This is a genomic window from Streptomyces sp. NPDC041784, assembly GCF_055591025.1.
Genome location: NZ_JBVJAB010000003.1, coordinates 255,742 through 279,473, shown reverse-complemented (window position 1 = coordinate 279,473; position 23,732 = coordinate 255,742). Strand labels below are relative to the sequence as shown.

Here is a 23,732-nt window from a genome sequence, read left to right as displayed (position 1 = left end):
GCGCCGGACGCCTGTATCAAAACTGCCCCATCTGTCCGGTGAGCCGTGCGCTCTTCAGCGCCCGGCCGAGCGCGAGGATGGCCACCGCACCGAGCACGGCGCCCACCGCGAGCAGCGCCAGCAGCCGTGTCCCCGTGCCGTCGGGCAGTGAGGGCCGGAGCACGGCGTCCCGCAGCAGGTCCAGTACCTGCGTGGGTGGCAGGCGTTCGCTGACCGGCTGCACCCAGCCGGGGAGTACAGCGATGGGGTAGGTGACACCGCAGACCACCCCGAGCGTCCCCCGCAGGGCCTCCGTGACGCCTTCGGCATCACGGAACCGGAGCGCCACGACTGCCATCAGCCCGCCGAGGGAGAACAGCGCCGGTATCGACGCGAGGACCACGAGGAGTCCCGCCAGGAGCTGCCCGAAGCCGATGGGGACGCCGAACACGAACTTCAGCATCACGCCGATCGCGCTGAACAGCAGTGCGGCCGGGACCATTTCGACGACTGCCGGTCCGAAGAGGACGGTGAAGCGGGAGACGGGCGTGAGGTGCACCATCTCCAGCGATCCCTGCATGCGTTCCGTGCGCAGGGCCGAACCGGGCCCCCAGAGGATCATCGAGATCCACAGGTAGACCGCCCAGCCCAGGTAGATGAAGCCGGCCCACTGCGTCGTACCCGACCGTGCGGCGAAGGCGCTGACCGCGTCGTCGTCGCCGCCCCCGGAAAAACCGCTGGCCTGCGCGACGAAGGAGGCCGGCACGATCACCGCCATCACCACGACCATCACCAGGTTGCTGGGATAGCGGATCAGTACCTGCCACTCCTTGCGTACCGTCGCGGCGAAGGAGACGGCCTCAGTCCGTAGCGGACTCATCGTCCGGCGCTCCTCCCGTCAGGGACAGGAACGCGTCTCTGAGCGTGACCAACTCGTTCTCCATCCGCAGGATCGTTGTCCCGTGACGGGCCGATACCGAGAAGAGCCAGGGCCCCAGGTCCTCCCGATGGGAACTGGACAAGGTCAAGGACACGAGGTCGCCGGGCTGCCCGTCGGGGCGGGCGTTCACCCGTACGGTCGCCTTCTCCTCCAGCTCCGACACCAGGAGTCGCAGCCGGTCCGGGCCGGGATCGCGGAACTGGAGGTGCAGGAGCCGTGCGGCGCCCACCGCGCGCTTCAGTTCCTCGGGCGTTCCGGTGGCCACCAGGCGGCCCTTGTCGATGATCCCCACGCGATCGGAGAGCAGATCGGCCTCGGCCATGTCGTGGGTGGTGACCAGGATGGTGTGGCCTGCTTCGCGCAGCCTGCGTATGTGGTCGTGGAGGTTGTTGGCGGCGTGCGGGTCGAGTCCGCTGGCGGGTTCGTCGAGAAGCAGTACACCGGGCCGGTTCAGTAGTGCTCTGGCGATCACCAGACGCTGGCGCATCCCCGTGGAGTACCGCTCCACGTAGTCGTCGGCGCGGTCGGCGAGGTCCATCTCCTCCAGTACTTCGCCGATACGGCTCCTGGCCCGCCTGCGCGAGGTGCCGTGCAGAGCGGCGAAGTACTCCAGGTTCTGACGCGCCGTGAGCTTCCAGTAGACGCTTCTCTCTCCGCCCAGGGCCACGCCCAGCAGCGATCTCACCCGGCGGCGGTGCCGGCCCGCGTCGAGACCGCAGACTCGGATGGTGCCCGAGGTCGGCTCCAGCAGTGTGGCGATCATCCGGATGAGGGTCGACTTGCCCGCGCCGTTGCGGCCGAGCAGCCCGAAGACCTGTCCCGCGGGTACCCGCAGGTCGATGCCCTGGACCGCCGCCAAGGGGTTGCCCTCCGCGTCCTTGCGGTGGGGGTAGAACTTGGTCAGCTGCTGCAATTCGATGACGTACTCGACGGAGGGCGCCACGCGGTCGGGAAAGGGATCGGCCACGGAATCAGCCGCGGGATCAGCCACGGATGCCGCCGACTCCTTCTTCGCTCCTGTCCGTCTCATGGCAGATCACCTCCATGAGCCTTCGTGCGGCCCGGGAGTCGGGGAAGTGCCCGCCCGGGAGGGTGAGGACTCCGGTCCGGCCGCTCGTCGTCGCGTCCCAGAGCGGCAGGAGCGCCACGGGCACGGTGGCGTCCCGCTCACCGCCCACAGCGGTCAACGGGCAGGTGAACCACGGCATGTCGGGCCAGGAAGCGGTCTCCACGAGGCGGAGGTCCGCCCGGGCGATGTCGACGGCCATCTCCATCAGCTCGGGCGAGGAGCGCAGCAGCGGAGGTATCCCGCCGTAGGTCTCCAACTTCGCGAGCAGTTCCTTGTCGCCCATCAGGTGGATCGGGGCGTCGGGATCCGGGTGCCCGGGGGGACGTGCGGCGCCGGTGACGATGTACCGGGGCCCGGGCAGTCCCCGTTCGGACATACGGAGGGCGAAGGCGCTGCCCACATAGGCGCCGACACTGTGCCCGTAGACGGCGTACGGGACGCCCTTCAGGGGACCGGCCAGAACGTCGGCCAGTTCAGAGGTGAGCTCCGCCAGGTCCGTCGGCTTCGGCTCGCCGATCCGGGTTTCCCTGCCGGGTAGTTGGACGGGCCACACCTCGATGCCTCGGGGTGCGAGGACGCCCGGCCACTCTCTGAACAGCGTGGCGCCTCCGCCCGCGTGGTGGAAGCACAGCAGCCGGAGCCGTGGCGGCCCGGCCGGGCGCGCGGCGAATCTGATCCACGGTTCCAGCGCGGATGCGCCCGCGCGCAGGACGCGGCTCACTTGCCGGCTCCGGACTGGGCGCCCGTGCTCGTGATGTGCGCGGCGAGTTCCCTGAGCGTCGGGTGGTCGAAGAGTCCCGCGATCGGCAGCGTGAGCGACAGGCCGTCGCGCATACGTGCCGCCAGCTGCACCGCGACCAGGGAGTTGCCTCCCAGCTCGAAGAAGTCGTCGTCGAGGCCGATGACGCTGACACCGAGGGTGCCGTTCCACAGCTCCGCGAGCTTCTTCTGGAGTTCGGTCTCCGGCGGTGCGTACGGTGTGTCGAGCGGCCTGTCCTCGGTGGCCGTGAAGCCATCGGCCAGCCGGGTGTCTTCCAGTTCGCGCTGCACCACGTCCAGGCTCAGCGCACCCGAACGCCGCAGTGCGCGCCGGAGGCCCTCGGGGCAGACGACGAGATGCGGTTCGGGGCGTCGCTGGAGTATGCGCCGCAGCACGTCCAGGCCGAGCTCGGCCGAGATCCCGACCTCGGCCAGCGCGTCGCCGTACGTGCCGGTTTCGGTGGCCACCCGCTCGTCGGTCACGTCACTCACGACGGCCCGGATGGCCGCCGGGTCGACGCGGCGCTCCGCGTAGCCGGTGATCTCGACGGCCACGCGGCCGTCGTCGTCGAGGATGGCCACATCCGTGGTGTCCACCTCCACGTCGCTGTCGGAGGTGTGCCGGATGTGGACCCAGAACTCGGACGGGACCGGCTCGTGCACGCGGATGCGCTGGTATCCCAGGGGGAGATAGGCGTCACCGCGCACCCGCCGCGCGGCGTCGTCCTTCGCGTTGACCGCGGTGTCGAGCAGGGCGGGATGCAGACGGTAGAGAGCCGTCTCGGGCCGGTACTCCTCGGCGAGCTCGACACGGGCCAGTTCCTCGCCCGCTCCCACCGAGATGCTCTTGACCGCCCCGGTCCAGTGCGGTCCGAATCGGACCAACCGGCCCGGCTCGGAGAGCATCTCCTGGCTGACGGAGAACTTCTCGCACCGGGCGGCGATCTCTTGCAGGTCCCACCGCGGGACCGGCTCCGCGGCGACCGGCTCCAGGCGGCACTTCATCCGCTCCGTCCAGATCCGCGGCTCGGGCCCCACCGCCGTGACGGCGACGGAGGCCGTGTGAGCGGTGCCGTCCGGGGTCAGGGAGACGCGCAGCTCGGTCGGTTCCTGCACACCGATGGGTCCGAGGAAGACCACGTCGCTGATCGCGGCAGTGCCTCCGACGCCCTCGCGGTAGCCGCCCTCCACCATCTCCAGCAGTGCCGTTCCCACCACCACGTCCGAGCCGCCCATGCGGTGTTCACTGGCGATCCAGTGGCCTCCGGGCTCCAGCACGGTGCGGAACTCGATCACATCCTTCTTGCGCGTCACGCGGTCGAGAAGGGGATGCCGAGCGGCTTCGGACCTGACTCCGGTCTCCAGCCTGCGGAACGCCTGAGGCGCCGCCGTCTCGGTGTCGGCCGCCATGCCGAACTCGCTCCACCCGGCCCAGCCGATGGAGACCACGGGGAGCCCTTGCTGGCAGGACCACGAGGCGAACCGGTCCAGGAAGTTGTTGGCCGCGCAGTAGTCGACCTGGCCGAAGGCGCCGGTGACGGCGATCTCGGAGGAGAACAGCATCATGAAGTCCAGCCCGCCACCGAGCAGCCGGTACAGCCCGAGTGTGCCCGCGACCTTCGGCGCGAGGACACGGGCCGCGTCCTCGTCGCTCCGTACGGCCATCATGCCGCCGCCCGCGATGCCCGCCGAGTGGAAGACCCCGTGGATGGCGCCGTGTTCCGCGTGCACGGCAGCGAGCGCTTCCCCCAGCGCTGCCTCGTCGGACACATCGCACCGTACGGGCACGACGGTGGCTCCGCGCTCCTCGATCGCCAGCAGTTTGAGCAGCTTGGCCCGCAGAGCCTCCTCGGTCTCCGGGGAGTCCGCCAGCCCCTGCCACCGCTCCTTGGGCGGCAGCGACGACCTGCCCATCAGCACGAGCGTGACGGGTCCGGTCCGGGCCAGGTCCTCGGCGACCGCGAGGCCGATCCCGCCGAATCCGCCGGTGATCAGGTACGTGCCGTCGGGCCGGATCGCCGGCGCGTCGGTCCGGGGCTCGTCCAGCTGCACGGTCCGGTAGTCCAGACGCCACCGCTTGCGGCCCCGCCAGGCGACCTGGCGGTCCGCCGTGGGCGTGCCGAACTCCGCGATCAGTCGGCGGGCGAGCACCTCTGCGGACTGGTCGGCCGGCAGGGCGAGGTCGATGCTGCGGGATGTGACGCCCGCGATCTCTCGCTCCATGAGCAGCACGGGGCCGAGGAGTGTCGCCTTGGGCGGCTCCAGACGCTCCGTGCCCGAGACCTCCTGGACGTTGCTGGAGACGACGAACACCTTGACGTCCTTGCCCAGGTCGGCCCTGTCCAGCTGCTGCCCCAGGTGGAGCAGGCTGTAGAAGCCCTTGGCCAGGGCGTCGGCCACCGTTTCGCCGGCCAGCGGATCCGCCTCGGGGTCCGTCAGCGTGAAGGCGTGCACGACAGCTCCCGGCGGGTTCTCCGCGAGCGCCGTCATCAGCAGGTCCAGGTCTTCGGCGGCGTCGGGCCTGAGGGTGTATCGCCCTTCCGCCTGCCGGGCGAATTCCGTCCCGGCGCGCACCACCGTCACGCTCGCTCCCGCGGCCGAGAGCTCCTCGATCACCTGGTGCACGACCGGATGGCCGGAGTCGAACACCAGCCAGTGCCCCTCGGCCGTCGGCGGCCCCTGGTCGGGCAGCGGCGCCTCCTGCCAGTTCTGCGCGAAGGCGCATCGCTCCGCGGGGAGCGTGCCCTGCTCCTCCACGGCCTCGGTCCCGCCCGGGACCACGGGGTCCGGGTCGACCCAGTAGGGGCGCCGTTCGAAGGGGTACGTCGGCAGCGGAAGCCGCTGTCCCTCCCCCGACCAGGCCTGCCAGTCGACGGCCACGCCATTGACCCACAGGGTGCCGACGGCCTCGGCGAACACCGCGTCGTCCGGGCGGTCCCGCCGCGGATGACGCATCGTCGGCACGATCGGTACGGCGTCGTACCCGACGCACTGACGCGCCAGACGCGTCAGTGTGTCTCCGGGACCTGCCTCCACCAGGATGCGGTCGTCGCCTGCGGCGAGCGTCTCGACGCCCGCCGCGAACCGCACGGTGGAGCGCAGATGGGTGGTCCAGTAGGCGGGGTCCTGGGCCTGCTCGGCCGTGATCCAGGTGCCGCTGACGTTGGAGACGAACGGCAGCTGGGGTGCCGCGAGGGGAATCCCGGCCAGCTCGGCCGCGAACTCGTCCAGGCACGGCTCCATCGACGCGGTGTGGAAAGCGTGCGAGGTCTGCAGAGCGGTGACCGTCAGACCGTTCGCCTCACATGACCGGGTCATGGCCTCCAGCGCTTCGAACGGGCCGGCCACGACCGTGCTTCTGGGCCCGTTGGCTGCGGCGATCTCCACCGTCTCGGTCAGCAGCTGCGCGACCTGCGCCTCCGGGGCGGCGACGGCGATCATCCCGCCGGGCGCCATCGCGTTCATCACCCGGCCCCGTGCGGCGACGACACCGAGCGCGTCGGGGAGAGTGAAGACGCCCGCGAGGTGCGCTGCCACGTACTCGCCCACCGAGTGCCCCATCATCGCCGTGGGCCTGACCCCCGCGGCCTCCAGCAGCTTCGCCTGCGCGTAGGAGACGGCGAACAGCGCTGGCTGGCTGAACCGGGTCTCGCGAAGACGCGTCCGGGCCTCCTCCTCGTGCCCGCTCTCCGGGTACAGGAGGTCCCGCAGGTCACACCCCAGATGGGGCCGGAGCAGGTCGGCGCACGTATCGAGCGCCGACCGGAAGACCGGCTCGCTCGTATAGAGGTCACGTCCCATGCCGACGTGCTGCGCCCCCTGTCCGGGAAACATCATCACCGGCTGCCGGGTGGTCGCGGCCGCCGGGGCCGAGATCTGCTTGCTCGAACGGGTGGCCTGCAGAGCCGACGCGGCCGTGGCCGTGGAGTCCGCCACCACCACCCGCCGTTGCGGATGGGCGGTCCTTCCGGTCTGCAGGGTGAACGCCACGTCCGCCACGTCGGTCTCAGGGTGCGTGCCGAGGAACGTGCCGTACCTGCGTGCCGCCTCCTCGGCCGCCGTGCCGGTGCGGGCCGACACGGGCAGCGTGAACCAGCGGCGCCCCCGGGGCATGGGGGCGGGGCGGACCGGGGCTTCCTCGATCACCACATGGGCGTTGGTCCCGCCGATCCCGAAAGAGCTGACGCCCGCGCGCCGGGGGGTCTCCCCCGCCTTCCAGGGGGTGAGCTCGGTGGGGACGTAGAAGGGGCTGGTGTCGAGCTGGAGGCTCGGGTTGGGTGTGTCGAAGTTGATGTTCGGTGGGATGGCCTCGTGCCGCAGGGCCATGCACACCTTGATCAGACCCGCGACACCGGCCGCCGGCCCGAGATGGCCGACGTTCGCCTTGACGGAGCCGATCGGACAGCTCTGGAGGCCGCCGGCTCCTGCGGTGCGGAACGCCTGGGTGAGGCCGGCGACCTCGATCGGGTCACCCACCAGGGTTCCGGTCGCGTGGGCCTCGACGAAGCCGATGGTGTCCGGGTGCACCTCGGCGACCGCCAGTGCCTCGGCGATGAGCTGGACCTGCCCCTGCACGCCCGGGGCTGTGAAGCCCGCACGGTCGCCCCCGTCGTTGTTGACGGCGGACCCCCTGATCACACCGTAGATGTGGTCGTGATCGCGGATCGCGTCGTCGAGGCGCTTCAGCGCGATGGTCCCGGAGCCCGTCCCGAACATGGTCCCGTCGGCATCGGCGTCGAACGGCCGGATGTGGCCGCTGCGGGAGTAGATGTCGCCCTCGGACCATGTGTAGCCGGTGCCGTAGGGCAGTTCCACCTCGACCCCGCCGGCCAGGGCGTAGTCGCATTCGCCGTCGCGCAGTGACTGGGCCGCCAGGTGGACGGCCACCAGAGCGGTGGAACACGCTGTCTGGACATTGATGCTCGGGCCGCGCAGGCCGAGCCGGTAGGAGACAGTGGTGGCGAGGTAGTCGGGGCTGTTGCTGACCTCGATGGCCATGTTGCCCACGGCGGCCTTCATCGCGGCGTTGCGGGCCACGTTCCGCTCGCCGTAGTAGTTGTTCGCCATTCCCCCGAAGACGCCCACCTGGCCCTCCATACGGGAGACGTCGTATCCGCTGTCCTCGATGGCGGCGTGGCAGGTCTCGAGGAAGAGCCGTCCCTGGGGGTCGCGAACCTCGGCCTCTCGTGGCGTGTATCCGAAGAACCGTGCGTCGAACCCCGCCACGTCGTCGATGAGGGGCGCGGCGTTGACGAAGCGCGGGTGCCGGAATTCGCGCGACTCGACCCCCGCCGCGAGCAGGTCGTCCTCCGAAAGACGGGTGATGGACTCGGTGCCGGCGGCGAGATTCGCCCAGAACTCCTCCGGAGTGTTCGCCCCCGGAAAGCGGCAGGCCATCCCCACGATCGCGATGTGGTCCGCTCGCGGCTCTTCCGCCATCTGTTCCCCCTGCACCGCTGTGTCGACTGGCGGCTCAGCCTAGGAACGGCGTTCGGACGGAACAACGTCACATTTATCTGTCCATCAGGCCGTGCACCGCAAAGATCCCCTCTTCCAGCGGCTCGGCGCCGCGACCGGCCGAGCCGATGCGGGTCCTTGCGCCATCACCCAAAACTGACGTGGTTCGCGATCACCTCCAGCCAGTAGGTTCAGCCACCCCAGCCAGCTTTGTAGGGGGAAGTACATGAGTACGGCACACGCAGGCGGGCAATCGGCGGCGCGGCGCATCGCCGTCATCGGACTCGCCGGCCGGTTTCCCGGGGCGCGGGACGTCAAGCAGCTGTGGGCGAACCTGGTGGAGGGCGTGGAGTCCCTCACGGAGCTCACCGATGAGCAACTGCGCCTGAGCGACGTGTCCGAGGAGACCATCGGCAGCCCGCACTACATCCGGCGGCGACCTCTCATGGACGACGTCGAGGGCTTCGACGCCGGCTTCTTCGGCTACCGCCCGCGTGAGGCCGACATCGCCGACCCGCAGCAGCGGGTCTTCCTGGAGGTCTGCCACACGGCGCTCCAACACGCCGGATACGATCCCGCGCGGTACGACGGCGCGATCGGCGTGTACGGCGGCAGCGGCCCGGTGGCGTACCACTTCAGGAACGTCTACGAGAACAGCCGGGTCCGTGCCGCGGTCGGCGACATGGCCATCGAGACCAACAACAACCTCGACTACCTCGCGACCCATGTCGCGCACGCCCTCGGCCTGGAGGGTCCCGCCGTCTCCATGGTCACCGCGTGCTCCACGTCCCTCGTGGCCATCCACTCGGCGTGCCAGGCGCTGGCGAGCGGCGACTGCAGCATGGCGATCGCCGGGGGCGTCAACATCCTTCTCCCCTACTACGCGGGGCAGAAGTGGGCGGAGAACAGCATCTACGCCCTCGACGGCCATGTGCGGGTCTTCGACGCGGACGCGGCCGGCACCAACTTCGGCACCGGCGCGGGCGCGGTCGTCCTCAAGCGGTACGAGGACGCCCTCGCCGACGGCGACCACATCGAAGCCGTACTGATCGGCACCGCCGTCAACAACGACGGCGCGCGCAGGAACGGTTTCGCCGCACCGAGCCACGACGGGCAGGCCGCCGTCATCACCCAGGCGCTCGCCGCCGCCGGCGGCCTCTCCCCCGACACCATCGGCTACGTCGAGGCGCACGGCACGGCGACCGCCGTCGGCGACCCCACCGAGGTGTCGGCACTGTCGACGGCGTACCGCGCAGCGGGAGCGACGCGGAAGCAGGCGTGTCCCATCGGGTCGCTCAAGGCGAACATCGGACACCTGGGCCCCGCGGCCGGGGTCGCGGGGCTGATCAAGACGGTGCTGTCGATGCAGCACGACGTGATTCCGCCCGCCATCAACTTCACGACCCCCAATCCGCGTATCGGCTTCTCCGAAACGCCGTTCTACGTCAATGTCGAGCGCTCCCCCTGGCCCGAACGCGGCGGCCCGAAGCGTGCAGGGGTGAGCTCCTTCGGCATCGGCGGCACCAACGCCCATGTCATCGTGGAGGAAGCACCGAAGCAGGAGCCCCGTGGGGCGGCGGAGCGCGACCTGTCCCACCAGATCCTGCCGCTTTCGGCGAGGACCGGGACGGCGCTGGCCACCCTCTGTTCCGAGCTCGCCGCACATCTGCGCGAGCACCCCGGCCTCGCCCTCGAGGACGTCGCCCACACCCTGCAGATCGGCCGCCGGGAGCTGCCGCACCGGGCGGCCTTCACGTGCCGGGACACCGACGAGGCGATCGCCGCGCTGGAGCGTGAGAACTCCCCCCGTACGGAGGCGGGAAAGGATCCGAAGCCCGCTCTCCTCTTCCCCGGCCAGGGAACCCAGCGGGTCGGCATGGCGGCCGAACTGTACGCCTCGGAGCCCCTGTTCCGCGAGATCGTCGACGAATGCGCCGATGTCCTGCGCGAGTACCTCGGCCTGGACCTGCGCCCGCTGCTGTGCGGGACGGGAGAGGAGCAGGACGCCGACGGTGCGAGCGAGCGCCTGAACCGGACCGATCTCGCCCAACCCGCCCTGTTCGTCACCGAATACGCCCTGGCCCGGCTGTGGATGGATCGGGGCGTCGAACCCGCCGCGATGGTCGGCCACAGCATCGGCGAGTACACCGCGGCCTGCCTCGCGGGCGTCTTCACCCTTCACGACGCGCTGCGCCTCGTCGCCGTCCGCGGCCGACTCACCCAGGCCATGCCGAGCGGCGGCATGCTGGCCGTGCCGCTCTCCGAGAGCGACCTCGCCCCTCTGCTCCCCGACGAGCTGAGTCTGGCCGCGGTCAACAGCCCCAAGAGCTGCGTGGTCTCGGGCCCCGAGTCCGAACTGGAGCTGCTGGGCGACTGGCTGGCCTCGAACGGGATACGCAGCCAGCGGCTCCAGACCTCGCACGCGTTCCACTCCTCCATGCTGGACCCGGTGATGCCGCCGTTCCGCGAGGCGGTGGCCGAGGCGAACCCGCAGCCGCCGCGGCTTCCTTTCGTCTCCACCCTCACCGGTACCTGGATCACCGACGAGCAGGCAACGGACCCCGGCTACTGGGCCGACCAGCTCCGCGGCACCGTCCGCTTCGCGGAAGCCTGTGCCACCGTCGCGGAGAGGGCGACGGTCCTGCTGGAGACGGGACCCGGGCAGAGCCTCACCACCCTGGCGCGCCAGACCCTGTCCCGCGGCACCGCGGTGGTGCCCTCCCTTCGGAGGGCGAACTCCGAGCGCTCGGACAGCCGTTGCCTCGCCGAGGCCGTCGGCGCTCTGTGGTCACACGGCGTCGGCATCGACTGGGCCCGGCTGCACCCGGGCACCCGCCGCCGGGTCGTCCTTCCCACCTATCCGTACGAACGCGTACGGCACTGGATCGAACCGGACCCGGAGGCCGAGGAGCAGCGTCCCGCCGCCGAGCCGCTGGTCCTGCCCGCCGAGGACTCCACGTTCCTGCCGACCTGGCGCAGGCGGCCGCTGGACCCGGCAGCCATCAGGTCCGAGGAGGCCGACGGCGGGCTCTGGCTGGTCCTGGAGGATGCTGCCGGAACCACGAGCGCCCTGGTCCGCGGCCTGGTCGAGCGCGGAGTCCGCATGATTCACGTGGTGGCGGGCGAGACCTTCGCCGACCTGGGCGAGGGGCGTTTCACGATGAACCCCTCGCGACGCTCCGACTACGACGCGCTCTGCACGGCGCTCGACACCGGTCCCGGGCGCCCCGCGCACGTACTCCACGGCTGGAGCGCCGCGCCCGCGGCGGGCGGTGCCGTCGGTACGGCCGAGACCGACCGGGTGCGCGAGACGGGCTTTCTCAGCCTGCTCCACCTCTCCCAGGCGCTGCTGGAGCGGTGGCCGGACAGCCACGCGGACATACGGGTCCTGACGACCGGTTCCTTCGACGTTTCGGGCAGCGACCCCGTGGAACCGGCCAAGGCGCTGCTGATCGGGCCCTGTCTGGTGATCCCCCACGAGTCGCCCGCTCTCACCTTCCAGCTGGTCGACGTCGACCCGGCCGCCCTGACGGACGCCGGAGTCCTCGGGCAACTGGCCGAGGAACTGGGTACGCCGGTCTCCGATCCGCTGGTCGCCTACCGGGCGGGCCGCAGGTGGGTGTCGGACCACGAGCGAGTCGCCCTGCCACAGCGGGCCGAACTTCCGAGGACGCTGCGACGCCGCGGGGTCTACCTCATCACGGGCGGTATGGGGGGCATCGGCCTCGAAACCGCCAAGGAGCTCGCGCGCACGGCCGGCGCCAGGCTCGTCCTGGTGAACCGCAGCGCTCTGCCCGAGCGGGCGGAGTGGGACGCCCACCTGGCCGCGCACGGTCCGGACGACCGGACGAGCAGGCGGATCCTCGGGGTCCGGGAGGTGGAGGAGCTGGGCGGCGAGGTCCTCGTCGTCTGCGCCGACGTCACGGACGAGGCGGCGATGCGGAAGGTCGTCGACACGGCGAAGGAACGCTTCGGCCGCATCCACGGCGTGTTCCACGCGGCCGGCGTGCCGGGCGGCGGTCTCGCCGCACTGCGGACCGAGGAACAGGCACGCGAGGTGCTCGCCCCCAAGGTCGAGGGGACCCTGGTACTCGACCGGCTGCTGGGTGAGGAGCTGGAACTCCTCGTGCTGTTCTCCTCGATCGTCTCGGTGTCCGGTGACTACGGGATGGTCGACTACTGCTCGGCCAACGCCTTCCTGGACGCCTACGCACAGGCGCGGCGCACCCGGAGCCGGTGCCGCACGGTCGCGGTCAACTGGTGCGGCTGGACCGAGGTCGGCATGATCGGTGACACCCGTACCAGCGCGCCCCGGGCCTTCCGCGAGCTGGAACAGGGAATCTCCTACACCCAGGTCCGGCACCCCCTGCTCGGCCGCCGGCTGGAGACCGGGGACGGCGCGGAGGTGACGTATTCCGCCCTGGTCGACGCGGACTTCCACTGGGTGCTCACCGATCACCGCATGGGCGGCTCGGCCGTCTTTCCCGGCACGTCGTTCATCGAGATGATGTGCGCCGCGTACCAGGGCGGTGTCGAGGACGGGCCGGTCGAGGTGCGGGACGTGCTCTTCAGCCGCCCGCTCGCCGTCGACCATCGGCGCGAAGTCCAGGTGCGCGGGCAGCGCACCGGCTCCGGAGCCTACGACTTCACCGTGCGCAGCCGGGCCGTGGACGCTCCCGAGGCACCGTGGAACCACCACGCGCGGGCCACGATCACCCGGTACGCGGGACCCGCCGAGCCGGAGCGGCACGATCTGGGGAGCATCAGGTCCCGCTGCGACGAGCTGACCTGGGCCCCCGAACCGGGCGCCGACGAGCACCTGGTCCAGTTCGGGCCGCACTGGCCCACCATGGAGATCTTCGAGGTCGGCAGGGGCGAGCACCTCGTCACTCTGGGACTGCGGGAAGGCCGGGGCGAGGACCTCGGCGAGTTCGTCGTGCACCCCTCCCTGCTCGACGGGGCCACGTCGCTCAGCCTGTTCATCCCGGATCTCGTGGGCGGCGGCACGAGTTTCCTGCCCATCGGGTTCGACAAGCTGATCGTGCGTGAGGCCCTGCCCGCGCGCCTGCACAGCCACATCAGGTCCTTCGAGGTCGCCGAGGACCGTTCGAGCGCCACCCATGACATCGGCATCCTGGACGAGCGGGGCCGCGAGGTGGCCACCGTCGAAGGCTTCAAGGTGCGCATCCTCGATGTGGCGGCGCTCGGCGACGGACACGGCCCGGCAGACGCGCCCTCCGCCACGGACGGCGCGCCGACCACCTCCGCACCCGCGCCGGGCCGGGACCGGGAAACCCCTCGGGCCGCTCCCGCCGCGGCGTCCGGGGATTCGTCCGTCTCCCCCTCGGGTGAGCTGCTGATCACTCCGGACGAGGGGCTCGCCCTGTTGTGGCGGGTGCTCAACACTCATGGTGAGGCGCAGTACGTCGTCAGCCGTGAGCCCCTGACCGAGCGGGTCCGGCGCATTTCCGGGATGGCCGCGTCCATCGAGGCGGCGGGAAGCGGAGAGCTCGCCGGGGTCGCCAAGCGTACGGAACGCGCCTCCCCGGTCGCCGCGGAGGCCGTGACGACCACGCAGGGGCGTCTCGTCGAGCTGTGGCAGGACGCCTTCGGACTCCCCCGTATCGGCCTCGACGAGGACTTCTTCGACCTCGGCGGGAATTCCCTCGTGGCCGTGCAGCTGGCTGTGCGCATCCGGGACTCCCTCGGCGTCAGCGTGCCGGGGGTCGCCGTTCTGGAGTACCCGACCGTCCGGGACCTCGCGCGCCGTGTCGACGAGGCACTCCAGCAGCCCGACGCGGCTCAGCAGCGGTGACGGAAGGCCAGTCGTATGCAAAGGACACAGATGTCGCTGTCAGACGGATTCGCCGGCCTCGGTACGGCGAGCGGAGACGCGCCCGGCTCCGGGCCGGACCTCGTGTACGCACACGCGCTGCGCCGCGGCAGCCTCGTCGAGGACGACGAGCTGTTCGCGGCGGAGCTCGGGCTGGACACCGCCGGGGTCCGCGCCGCGGTGGCCCAGCTCAAGGAGCTCCACCTGCTGCGCGAGGAGAGGGGAACAGAGGGACCGTCCGTCCTCTTCCCCGTCGATCCGGATGTCGCCCAGGCGTCGCTGATCCTGCCGATCGACGAGGAGGTGTACCGCCGCCGAGCCACGATCAGTCAGCTCCGACGCCGCCTGAACGACTTCCGGCCGCACTATCTGGAGACCCGCAGGATCGAGGGCGACGGCGATCCCTCCCTGGTGGAACTGCGGGACGCCGAAGAGCTCGCCGGGCACCTGTACCAGGCGGCGGAACACTGCTCCGGCGCGTACGTCGCCTTCCTGCCCAACGGACTGCTGTCAACGGGGGACGAGGCTTCCGCCCGCATGGCGGGCGGCGCGCTGGGCCTCCTCGCCCGCAAAGTCCGGGTCCGGCTGCTCCTCCAGCACGCTGTACGCGCCGACATCCGCGCGCGCAAGGTCCTCACCGAGCTCCACGTCAACGGGGCGGAGGTCCGCACCACCGGTGAACTCGGCCGTCAGCTCATGGTGTTCGACGAGGAGGTCGCCTTCCTCCTCAACGAGGGAGGCGGGGCGGACGAGCCCGCGGGCGTGCTGATCCGGAGCCGCTCAGCCGTGGGCCTTCTCCTCGACCTCGTCGAATGTGCCTGGTCCGGCGCGCAGCAGTACTCGGCCGAGGAGAGCGGCTACCGGACGGTGACGGACAGCCTCCACCTCACCATCGTCCAGTTGCTGACCGACGGCCTCACCGACGAGGCGGTGGCGCGCAGGCTCGGCATCTCCGTGCGTACCTGCCGCCGGCACATCGCCGCGGTGCTGCGCGATCTGGATGCCGTCAGCAGGTTCCAGGCCGGTGTGCGGGTGGGGGCGGCGCAGCAGTCCGCGCCGCCCGTCGCCTGACACCCGCTCCCGGCGGTCCCCCCGCTCCGCTGCTACGCCTCGCCCCGCGCCGCGTCGATCTGCCCGGCCAGACCGCGCACCGTGGGGTATCCGAGCAGCGCGGTGGTGGGGACCGGGATGCCCAGCTCCCTACGCACCCGGGCGATCAGCTGGATGGCCACCACCGACGTACCGCCGAGGCGGAAGAAGTCGTCGTCGGCGCCGACCTTGTCCAGCCGCAGGACCGCGGCCCACATGGCCGCCAGCTCCTGTTCGGTTCCCCGTTCGGGAGCCACGTAAGGGATGGAGAGATCGGGACGGGGGTCACGTATGTCCTCGTCCGCCCCGGTGTCCTCGTCGCGGCCGTGGCGCACGACCCACCGGTCGTGGCGTGCCGACAGCGAGCCGGTCGAGATCACCAGGTGGTCGACGCGGTCGAGGGCACCGACGGCGCGCTCGAAGACCTCCACGGCCTCCTGGGGTGCCATGTCGAACTCACCGCTGTGCGTGGGGTCCTGGGCATAGGGACGCCAGGTGTCCCAGTTCACCGTGAGCCATGTCCTGCCGCCGGAGGCCCGCTCGCCCAGGGCGCAGGCGTCCAGCGCCGCGTTGGCCGCGGCGTAGGGGCCGAGCGCCAGGCCGCCGAGCACCGCCGAGAGCGAGGACATCGTGATCCCCGGGACGGGCCTGTCCCCCAGGGCCTGCTGGAGGCTGCGGAAGCCGTCGATCTTCGCGGTGAAGTGGGAACGGCTCCCCGCGGCGTCCACCATGTGCGCGGGACCGAAGGCCGCGGCGTCGGAGACGCCCGCCCCGTGCACCACGAGGTCGAGCCCTCCGAAGTGCTCCTCGGCGTTCTCCACCACCGCGCGCATCTGCGCCGCGTCGGAGGCGTCGGCCGCGGCCACCAGCACGCGGCCGCCGGCCTCCTCGATCTCCACCAGCGCCTTGACACAGCGCTGGATCTTGGACGACGGATCGGCCTCCTGCTCGAGGTAGTCCTTCCACCGCTCCCGCGCGGGCAGGGCCGTACGCCCGGTGAGGACCACCCGGCAGCCGCGCGCCACGGCCAGGTGCCGGGCCAGAATCAGCCCGACATGGCCCAGCCCGCCGGTGATCAGCACGGTCGAGCCCGGTGCGAGCGGGCCGTCCGGCTCGGACACGGCGGCGAGCGGCAGCGGCTCGTGTTCCCGGACCCAGCGCTCGGTACCACGCAGGGCGACCGGACCCTCGTACACGGCACCCGCCTCACCGAGGACGGCGGCCACCTGGGCGGGAACCGAGAGTCCGCCGGCCGCCCGGCCGAGGTCGATGTGCCGGCATGTCCAGCCGGGGTTCTCCTGCGCGAGCACCGGCATGAGCGCGGCCAGCGCGGCCTGCGCGGGATCACGCGGGACCGAGCCCGCGATCTGCACGGACTCCCTGGTCAGGCACAGGACGTCGATCGCCTGAGAGGGGGCGTGCAGCGCCAGCGCGCCCGCCAGCGCACGGGCCGCGTCGAATCCGACGTTCTGCTGTTCCTCGAAGGACCGGCCGAGGCTGCCGAGACCGAGCGCGTACACCACGGTCCGGGGCGGCGTGCCGAGCGCGCCCAGGAGCCGGTGGGTGTCCTCGGAGTCGGCGGGCCTGAAAGTGAAGCCCTGTTCCCGGTCGCCGCCGAAAGCGGGGCCCGGCCGGGCCACGACGACCTCGCCGCCCGCCGACCGCGCCTGCGCGGCGAGCGCCTCACCCCACTCCTCCGAGGCGAGGACCAGCCAGGGCCCCGCGGCGCGGACCAGCTCGGGGAGATCGGCCGGTGCGGCGTGCCGACGGCGCCAGGCGGGTGCGTACGTCCACCGTCCGATGTCGCCCACCCGGCTCTCCTCCTCGGCCGCGCCCAGCAGGTACGGCGTCTCGGGAGGGTTGACCCAGTAGCTGCGACGTTGGAAGGGATACGTGGGCAGGGGGATCCGCCTGGCATCGGCGCGGTCGGTGGCCGTCCACTCCACGGTCGCCCCGCCCGTCCACAGCCGCCCGAGGACGTTCAGCAGCCACTGCTCCGCCGGGACCTCGTCCGAGGGTTCCAGGCATATGCGCGCGGCGTCGGCTTCTTCCGCGCCGTCGGCCGGCGCGACGACCCGGCAGCCGAGGCGAGCCATGCCGCGCACGAACGCCTCGTGTGCCGCCCCGGCCGTCGGGGAGCCCCCGGCCGCCTCCGCCGATCCGCCGTCCCCGAGCAGACGCAGGACCGCCTCACGCAGCTCTTCCCGCCACTGGCCGGACACGGTCCAGGTACCGGCGTCCGCCAGCTCGGCGACCGGTTGGTGCCGCTCCTGTGCGGCCTCGGGCCACTGCGCGGGGTCCGAGAGCACCGCGAGCGCCTGTGCGGTGTCCGTGCAGACGAGGGCGCGTCTGACAGGGAACTGCGCACGCGAGCGCTGGAGCGTGAACGCCACGTCGGCCAGGTCCGCCGCCCGGTGTGCGTCGAGGTACTCGGCCAGGGCGCGGGTCGCCTCGTCCAGGGCGGTGGCGTCCCGCGCGGAGAGGACCAGCAGCTGGGGACCCGCGACCCGCGGTTCGCGCGGGCGGTGCGGAGGTTCTTCGAGTACGACATGGGCGTTGGTGCCGCCGAGCCCGAAGGAGCTGACACCGGCACGCCGGGGCTGCGGTTCCTCGGGCCAGTCCTGGTGTTTGTCCAGGACGGTGAAGCGGTCCCGCTCGGTGGCGAGCACCGGATTGGGGTTCTCGTAGTGCAGGGTGGCGGGGAGCACCCGCCGGGAGAGCGCCATCGCGGCCTTGATCAGGCCTGCGGTGCCGGAGGCCCGGTCCAGGTGCCCGATGCTCGGCTTGAGCGAGCCCAGGACGACCCTGCGGCCCATGTCCTTGGGGAACGCCCGGGCCAACGCGGCCAGTTCGATGGAGTCGCCCAGTGGGGTCCCGGTGGCGTGGCACTCCACGTATCCGATGGTCTCGGGCCGTACGCCGGAGAAGGAGATCGCCTGTTCCATCACCTCGGCCTGCCCGTCGACCCCGGGAGCGGTGTAGCCGGCGCAGGCCCTCCCGTCGTTGTTGACGGCCGAGCCCAGAATCACCGCCTCGATGTGGTCGCCGTCCTCGAGCGCGTCGGCGAGTCGCTTCAGGACGACCACGGAGACCCCGGACCCGATGACGCTGCCGCGAGCGCCCGCTCCGAAGGCATGAACCTGCCCGTCGGGGGAGAGGATCCCGCCCTCCTCGTACACATAGCCCACGTTCTGCGGCAGCGGGATGAAGGCGCCGCCGGCGAGGGCGGCATCGCACTCGAAGTTCAGCAGGCTCTGCGCGGCCATGTGCACGGCCACCAGGGAGGTGGAACAGAAGGTCTGCACCGTGACGCTGGGGCCGGTCAGTCCCAGTTTGTACGAGACCAGGGAGGCGAGCGAGTCGCGTTCGTTGCCGATCGCCATCAGCAGCGCTCCGCCTGGTTCGGCCATCGCCTTCTGCCCCACGTTGTACAGGTAGTCGGGGTGGCCGCATCCCGCGAAGACACCGACCCGCCCCGGCATCGCGGTGGGCTGGTAGCCGGCGTACTCCAGGGCCTCCCAGGAGCACTCCAGGAGAAGCCTGTGCTGCGGGTCCATCAGTTCGGCTTCGTGCCGGCTGAAGCCGAACATGCCCGCGTCGAACAGGTCCGTCCCCTCGAGCGGGGCGCCGGTGCGCACGTACGACGGATTCGCCAGCTGCGCCGGGCCGACACCCGCGGCGACGAGTTCCTCCTCGTCCAGCTCGCGCAGCCCCGGCCGGCCCGCCATCAGGGCGGACCAGAACTCCTCCACGTTCGTGGACCCGGGAAAACGCCCGGACATGCCGATGACGGCAACGGCGGCGTCGTAGTCGACGTCAGTCATTACTCGGAACCTCCCCGCTGTCCGGCGCGCCTGCGAGCCAGACGCTCGTGCCGCTGTAGTGCGCGATCCTTCACGTGCGCCGAGTGGTCGCTCTCCGGCCCGCCCTCCGGCGCGGCGTCGGGGACGGCCAGCGCCGCCAGTGCGGCGACTGTGGGCGCCTGGTAGATGACATGAGCCGGAAGCCTGTCGAGCTCCAGCCCCCTGCGGATGGCCGCCACGATCCCCACCCCGAGGAGCGAATTGCCGCCCAGGTCGAAGAAGTTGTCGTGGATGCCGACCTGCTCCATCCCCAGTGCGTCCGCCCAGACCTCGGCGATCAGGGTCTCGGTCTCCGTGCGTGCCGGAACGTACAGGGTGGACAGCTCCGGCCGCGGATGGCGCTTCTCGCCCCGGCCGCGCCGGGCACCTTCCTGGATGTCCTCCATGGTGTGGCTCCGGCTGCCCCGCACCATCATGGAGAAGTCCTGCGTGGAGACGAACAGATGGGGCTCGGGGCGGGCCAGCGCCCGCAGCAGGTGGCGCCATCCCGCGTCGAAGCCGATACCGAACCGGTCCCGGTGCTGTTCGTAGAACTCGCGCAGCACCGGCTCGTAACCGTCGAGGCCGGACTTCCAGCCGTTCCACTCCCACTCGCCCCAGCCGATCGAGACGATCCTCGCCTGCGGCAGCAGGCCGCTGCTCGCGAAGGCGTCGAGGAAGGCGTTGGCCGCGGAGTAGTCGGCCTGTCCCAGCGCCCCGGTGACCGAGGAGACCGAGGAGAAGAGCGCCAGGAAGTCGAGGGGTACGTCCTTGAGCGCCTGGGCGAGCGCCAGGGTCCCCGCCACCTTGGGGGCGAGCACGCGGTCGACGTCCTCCGCGGACTTGAACTGCATCATGCCCCTGCCGGGCACTCCCGCCGCGTGGAGGACGCCGTGGAGCGCACCGAACCGCTCCGTCGCCGCTGCCACCGCCCGCTCCACCTCGGCAGGGACCGACACATCGGCCTGCACCACCATGAACTCGGCACCCTTGGCGGACAGTTCGCGCAGCGCGTCGATGCGGCGGCGTACCTCGTCGCTCGCCGACGGATCGGAGAGGACCGCGTCCCACTGCTCACGGGGCGGCACCGGAGTGCGCCCGAGCAGTACCACCTTGGCCTTGTACTCGTCGGCCAGCCGTGACGCCATGGCCAGGCCGATGCCGCCCAGACCGCCGGTGATCATGTACACCCCTTCCGGGCGTACCGTGGCGGCGGGCTCGGTGAGGTCCTGTCCCGCGGGAAGTTCGAGCGCCTCGTAGTCGAGCGTCCAGGTCTTTCCGCCCCGCAGCGCCACCACCTGGTTCCCGGGTTCGGAACGCAGTTCCTCGACGACCTCCGCCACCGGCGCGGGAGCGCCGTCCAGCAGGTCGACGGAGCGCAGGGTGACGCCCGGGCACTCCACCGGGATGATCGTGCAGGGACCGAGCACCGTCGCCCGTTCGGGACGGATGACTTCGCTGCCCGTGATCTGGTGGACGCCAGAAGTGACGACGTCGAGCTTCCACGACCCGAAGACCATCTCGTGCGCGGCGCGGGCCAGCGCGATGAGGGTGTGGGTACCGCGGCGCACCGTCTCCTCGGCCTCGGCGTCCCCCAGGTTCCACAGGTGCAGGACGCGGTCGGGCAGCTGCCCGCGCTCGCTCAGGGCGGCGAACAGCTCCAGCGTGTCCTGCGTGTTGCCCGGCCGGATCCGGTAGGTGTCGCCGTCGCGGGCGAAGGCATCGCCGGGGCGCACCTCGACGATCCTGCGCCCGCTCGCCGGACCTCGCCTGCGGAGTTCCTCGACGATCCGGTCGCCTTCACCGCTGTCCGTGAAGACGGTCCACTCGTTGCCCTGATCGCTCAGCGCAGGCTGCGGGAGGCGCTGCCGCCAGACGGGCAGATGCATCCACCGCGACTCGGGGAGCAGGGGCAGCTCCTCGTACCCGCCGGCCTGTTCGGCGCCCTCCGGCAGGCCGCCGACGACCTGCGACGGGGGTGTCCAGCCGGACTCGTACCAGTACTCCTGACGCTGGAACGGATAGGTCGGCAGCTGTACGCGGCCCGGCGCGAAGTCGCGTGCGTTGCGGTGGTAGGCGTCCCAGTCGATGTCGACACCGCACAGCCACAGTTCACCGAGGCACTCGGCGAGAGTGCGGTCGTCCCCCGTGTCCTCGCTCGCGGCGGGCAGTGTGGAGACGATCAGCGGCCAGCGGGAACGGTCGCAGGCCGCGTGGGCCCGCGCCATCGCGCCCAGCGACCTGCCCGGCCCGATCTCGATCAGCGTCATGTCGTCCTGGCCCAGCATCTCGCCGAGGCCTTCCTCGAACCGCACGGGAGAGCACATGTGCCGCGCCCAGTACGCGGGTTCGGTGACCAGGTCCGCGTCCATCTCCCCGCCCGTGACGTTCGACAGGCAGGGCAGGACGGGTGCGGACAGGGTGATGTGCTCGGCGATCCAGCGGGTGAGCTCGTCCGCCTTGGGGGCCAGCATGCGGGAGTGGAAGGCGTGGGTGGTCTGCAGTTCGCGGCACGCGATCTCCTCGTCCCGCAGGAACGCGGCCAGATCGCGTACGGCGTCCACGGGACCCGCCACCACGGCTTGCCCCGGTACGACCGCGCTGAGGTCCAGCCCCCGCGCCTCCAGGTCCGGCACCTTGGCGAACAGTTCCTGCCGGGTGAGCCCCACGGCCAGCATCGCCCCCGCGGGTAGCTCCGCGATCAGTTCGGCCCGGTGGGCCACCAGACGCAGCGCGTCGGGGAGCGAGAGGACCCCCGCGAGGCAGGCCGCCACGTACTCACCGACGCTGTACCCGAGCACGGCGGCCGGCTTCAACCCCCACTCCATCAGCGTCGCCGCGAGCGCGTACTCGGCCAGGAACACCGCCGGCTGCGCGACACGTGTGTCGGCGAACGGATCGTCCGCGGGCCCGGAGTCCCGTCCCATCAGAGCGGCCAGGCCGCCGCCCTGCGCGGAGCGCTCGGCGGTGAGCGGCGTGACGACGTCGATGGAGGTGTACTCGGCGAGGAGCCCCCGGCCGTGGTCCAGGTGCTTACGGAAGACGGGTTCCGTCCTGTACAGCTCGCCGACCATCCCGGTGTAGTGCTCGCCGACGCCCGCGAAGACCAGGCCCACCCGCCGGCTGCGCGCGGGATCGTGCCGGACCAGCAGCGTCGCGTCGGGTGCCTTCTCGCCCGACAGCGCCGCCGCGGCGCCGTCCGTCGAACCGGCGACGCACACCTGGCGGTGCGAGAACAGCGAGCGCCCCATGTGCAGGGTGAAACCGACGTCCCCGAGCGCGGTGTCGGGCTGCGTCCTCAGATGACGAGCCAGATCGGTGCGCTGCTCCTCGCCCGCCTCCTTCACCTGCGCCGACAGCGGCAGGAGATGCCAGCGCCTGGGGTCGGCGGGCCGGTTCCGCGGGGCCGGCGCCTCCTGCACGATCATGTGCACATTGGTGCCGCCCATGCCGAGGCCGTTGAGTCCCGCCAGTCGAGGCCGGCCCGGCTGCCGGCTCCAGCGGACCGGCTTGCCGGCGACGTAGAACGGGCTGCGGGCGAAGTCGATCTCCGGGTTGGGGTTCTCGAAGTGCAGGGACTGCGGAATGTGCTCGTGCCGGAGCGCCTCGACCACCTTGATCATCCCGGTCACCGTGGCAGCGCGGTCGAGGTGGCCGACGTTGGTCTTCACCGAACCGATGGCGCAGTAGCCGCGTTCGTCCAGCTCTTCCCCGGTGCGGCCGCGTTCCGCGGCCTTGAAGGCCCGGGAGAGGGCCGCGACCTCGATCGGGTCCCCCAGCTCGGTGGCGGTGCCGTGCGCCTCGACGTAGGAGATGTCTCTCGGTGAGACGTCGGCGTCCCGCAGCGCGTCCTCCACCGCGCGGGCCTGCCCGACGATGCTCGGCGCGGTGTAACTGAACTTGGAGGCACCGTCGTTGTTCATCGCGCTGCCGCGGATCACCGCGAGCACGGTGTCACGGTCGGCGACCGCCTGCCGCATCGACTTGAGGACGACGACGCCCGCGCCGTCGCCGAAGACGCCCCCGCGCGCTTCGGCGTCGAACGTGCGGATATGGCCGTCGGGCGACTCCATCCCGCCCTCGAAGTGCAGGTGCCCCACCCGGTCGGGAACGCGCACGCAGACGCCACCCGCCAGGGCGATGTCGCTCTCCCCGCGCCTGATGCTCTGGCAGGCGAGGTGCATGGCGGTCGCCGAGGTCGAGCAGAAGGTCTGCACGGAGACCGCTGGGCCGGTCAGGTCGAGGCGGTAGGCGATGACGGTCGCGAGCGCGTCCTTGTCGTTGCCGATCATCAGCTCGTACGGGTCCATGTGCGCGATGCCCGCGGGACCGGCGAACCGATTGATCATGTACATACTGAAGTTGGCGCCCGCGAAGAGACCGACCCGGCCCCGCGTGTCGGCCCTGCCGTACCCCGCGCCCTCCAGAGCCTCCCACACGCATTCCAGAAAGATGCGCTGCTGAGGATCGGCTATCTCGGCCTCGCGGGGGCTGTACCCGAAGAACCGCGCGTCGAAGCCGCGGATGTCGTCGAGTACGGGACGCACCTTGACGTAGTCGGGATGTGCGATGAGTCGCTCGTCGACCAGTGCGGCACGCAATTCATCGTCGGTGAGCTGCGCGAACGATTCCACCCCGTTCGCGAGATTCTCCCAGAAGCCGGCAACATTCGATGCACCAGGAAAACGGCCCGACATGCCGATCACCGCGATGTCATGGTCACGTATCGGTTGTTCCAGCTTCAAGGTTCCCCTCCACCGCACC

General features: G+C 71.2%; 8 protein-coding genes. 2 read left to right on the top strand and 6 right to left on the bottom strand.

The genetic code is table 11. From position 1 onward, the window contains the following. Positions 1-16: 16 nt before the first annotated feature. The 4 genes from ACZ6D7_RS07940 to ACZ6D7_RS07925 are packed head-to-tail and all read right to left on the bottom strand — an operon-like array spanning position 17 to position 8,186. Positions 17-859, bottom strand: a complete 843-nt coding sequence (locus tag ACZ6D7_RS07940; RefSeq protein ID WP_469485185.1) for an ABC transporter permease — start codon at positions 857-859, stop codon at positions 17-19. After that, positions 840-1,910: an ABC transporter ATP-binding protein gene (locus ACZ6D7_RS07935; protein WP_469485182.1), complete on the bottom strand. Its 1,071-nt coding sequence runs from the start codon at positions 1,908-1,910 to the stop codon at positions 840-842. Before ACZ6D7_RS07935 ends, ACZ6D7_RS07940 begins: the two co-directional genes overlap by 20 nt. Then, complete coding sequence (locus ACZ6D7_RS07930; protein ID WP_469485180.1) at positions 1,903-2,709, bottom strand: thioesterase II family protein; 807 nt, start codon at positions 2,707-2,709, stop codon at positions 1,903-1,905. The genes ACZ6D7_RS07935 and ACZ6D7_RS07930 overlap by 8 nt, the downstream gene beginning before the upstream one ends. Then, complete coding sequence (locus tag ACZ6D7_RS07925; RefSeq protein ID WP_469485177.1) at positions 2,706-8,186, bottom strand: type I polyketide synthase; 5,481 nt, start codon at positions 8,184-8,186, stop codon at positions 2,706-2,708. The genes ACZ6D7_RS07930 and ACZ6D7_RS07925 overlap by 4 nt, the downstream gene beginning before the upstream one ends. 244 nt (positions 8,187-8,430) lie before the next feature. Here ACZ6D7_RS07925 and ACZ6D7_RS07920 point away from each other — a divergent pair, with 244 nt between their 5' ends. Then, positions 8,431-14,019: a type I polyketide synthase gene (locus ACZ6D7_RS07920; RefSeq protein WP_469485174.1), complete on the top strand. Its 5,589-nt coding sequence runs from the start codon at positions 8,431-8,433 to the stop codon at positions 14,017-14,019. 30 nt (positions 14,020-14,049) lie between these two features. Beyond that, a complete protein-coding gene (locus ACZ6D7_RS07915) occupies positions 14,050-15,108 on the top strand; it encodes a helix-turn-helix transcriptional regulator (RefSeq protein WP_469485171.1) in 1,059 nt (352 codons plus the stop codon). Positions 15,109-15,140: 32 nt separating this feature from the next. Here ACZ6D7_RS07915 and ACZ6D7_RS07910 read toward each other — a convergent pair whose 3' ends face one another. Both ACZ6D7_RS07910 and ACZ6D7_RS07905 read right to left on the bottom strand, forming a co-directional pair. Continuing rightward, entirely contained in the window at positions 15,141-18,950 is a 3,810-nt protein-coding gene (locus ACZ6D7_RS07910) for an SDR family NAD(P)-dependent oxidoreductase (protein ID WP_469485168.1), read from the bottom strand. Beyond that, entirely contained in the window at positions 18,950-23,674 is a 4,725-nt protein-coding gene (locus ACZ6D7_RS07905; protein ID WP_469486014.1) for a type I polyketide synthase, read from the bottom strand. Before ACZ6D7_RS07905 ends, ACZ6D7_RS07910 begins: the two co-directional genes overlap by 1 nt. Positions 23,675-23,732 lie beyond the last annotated feature (58 nt).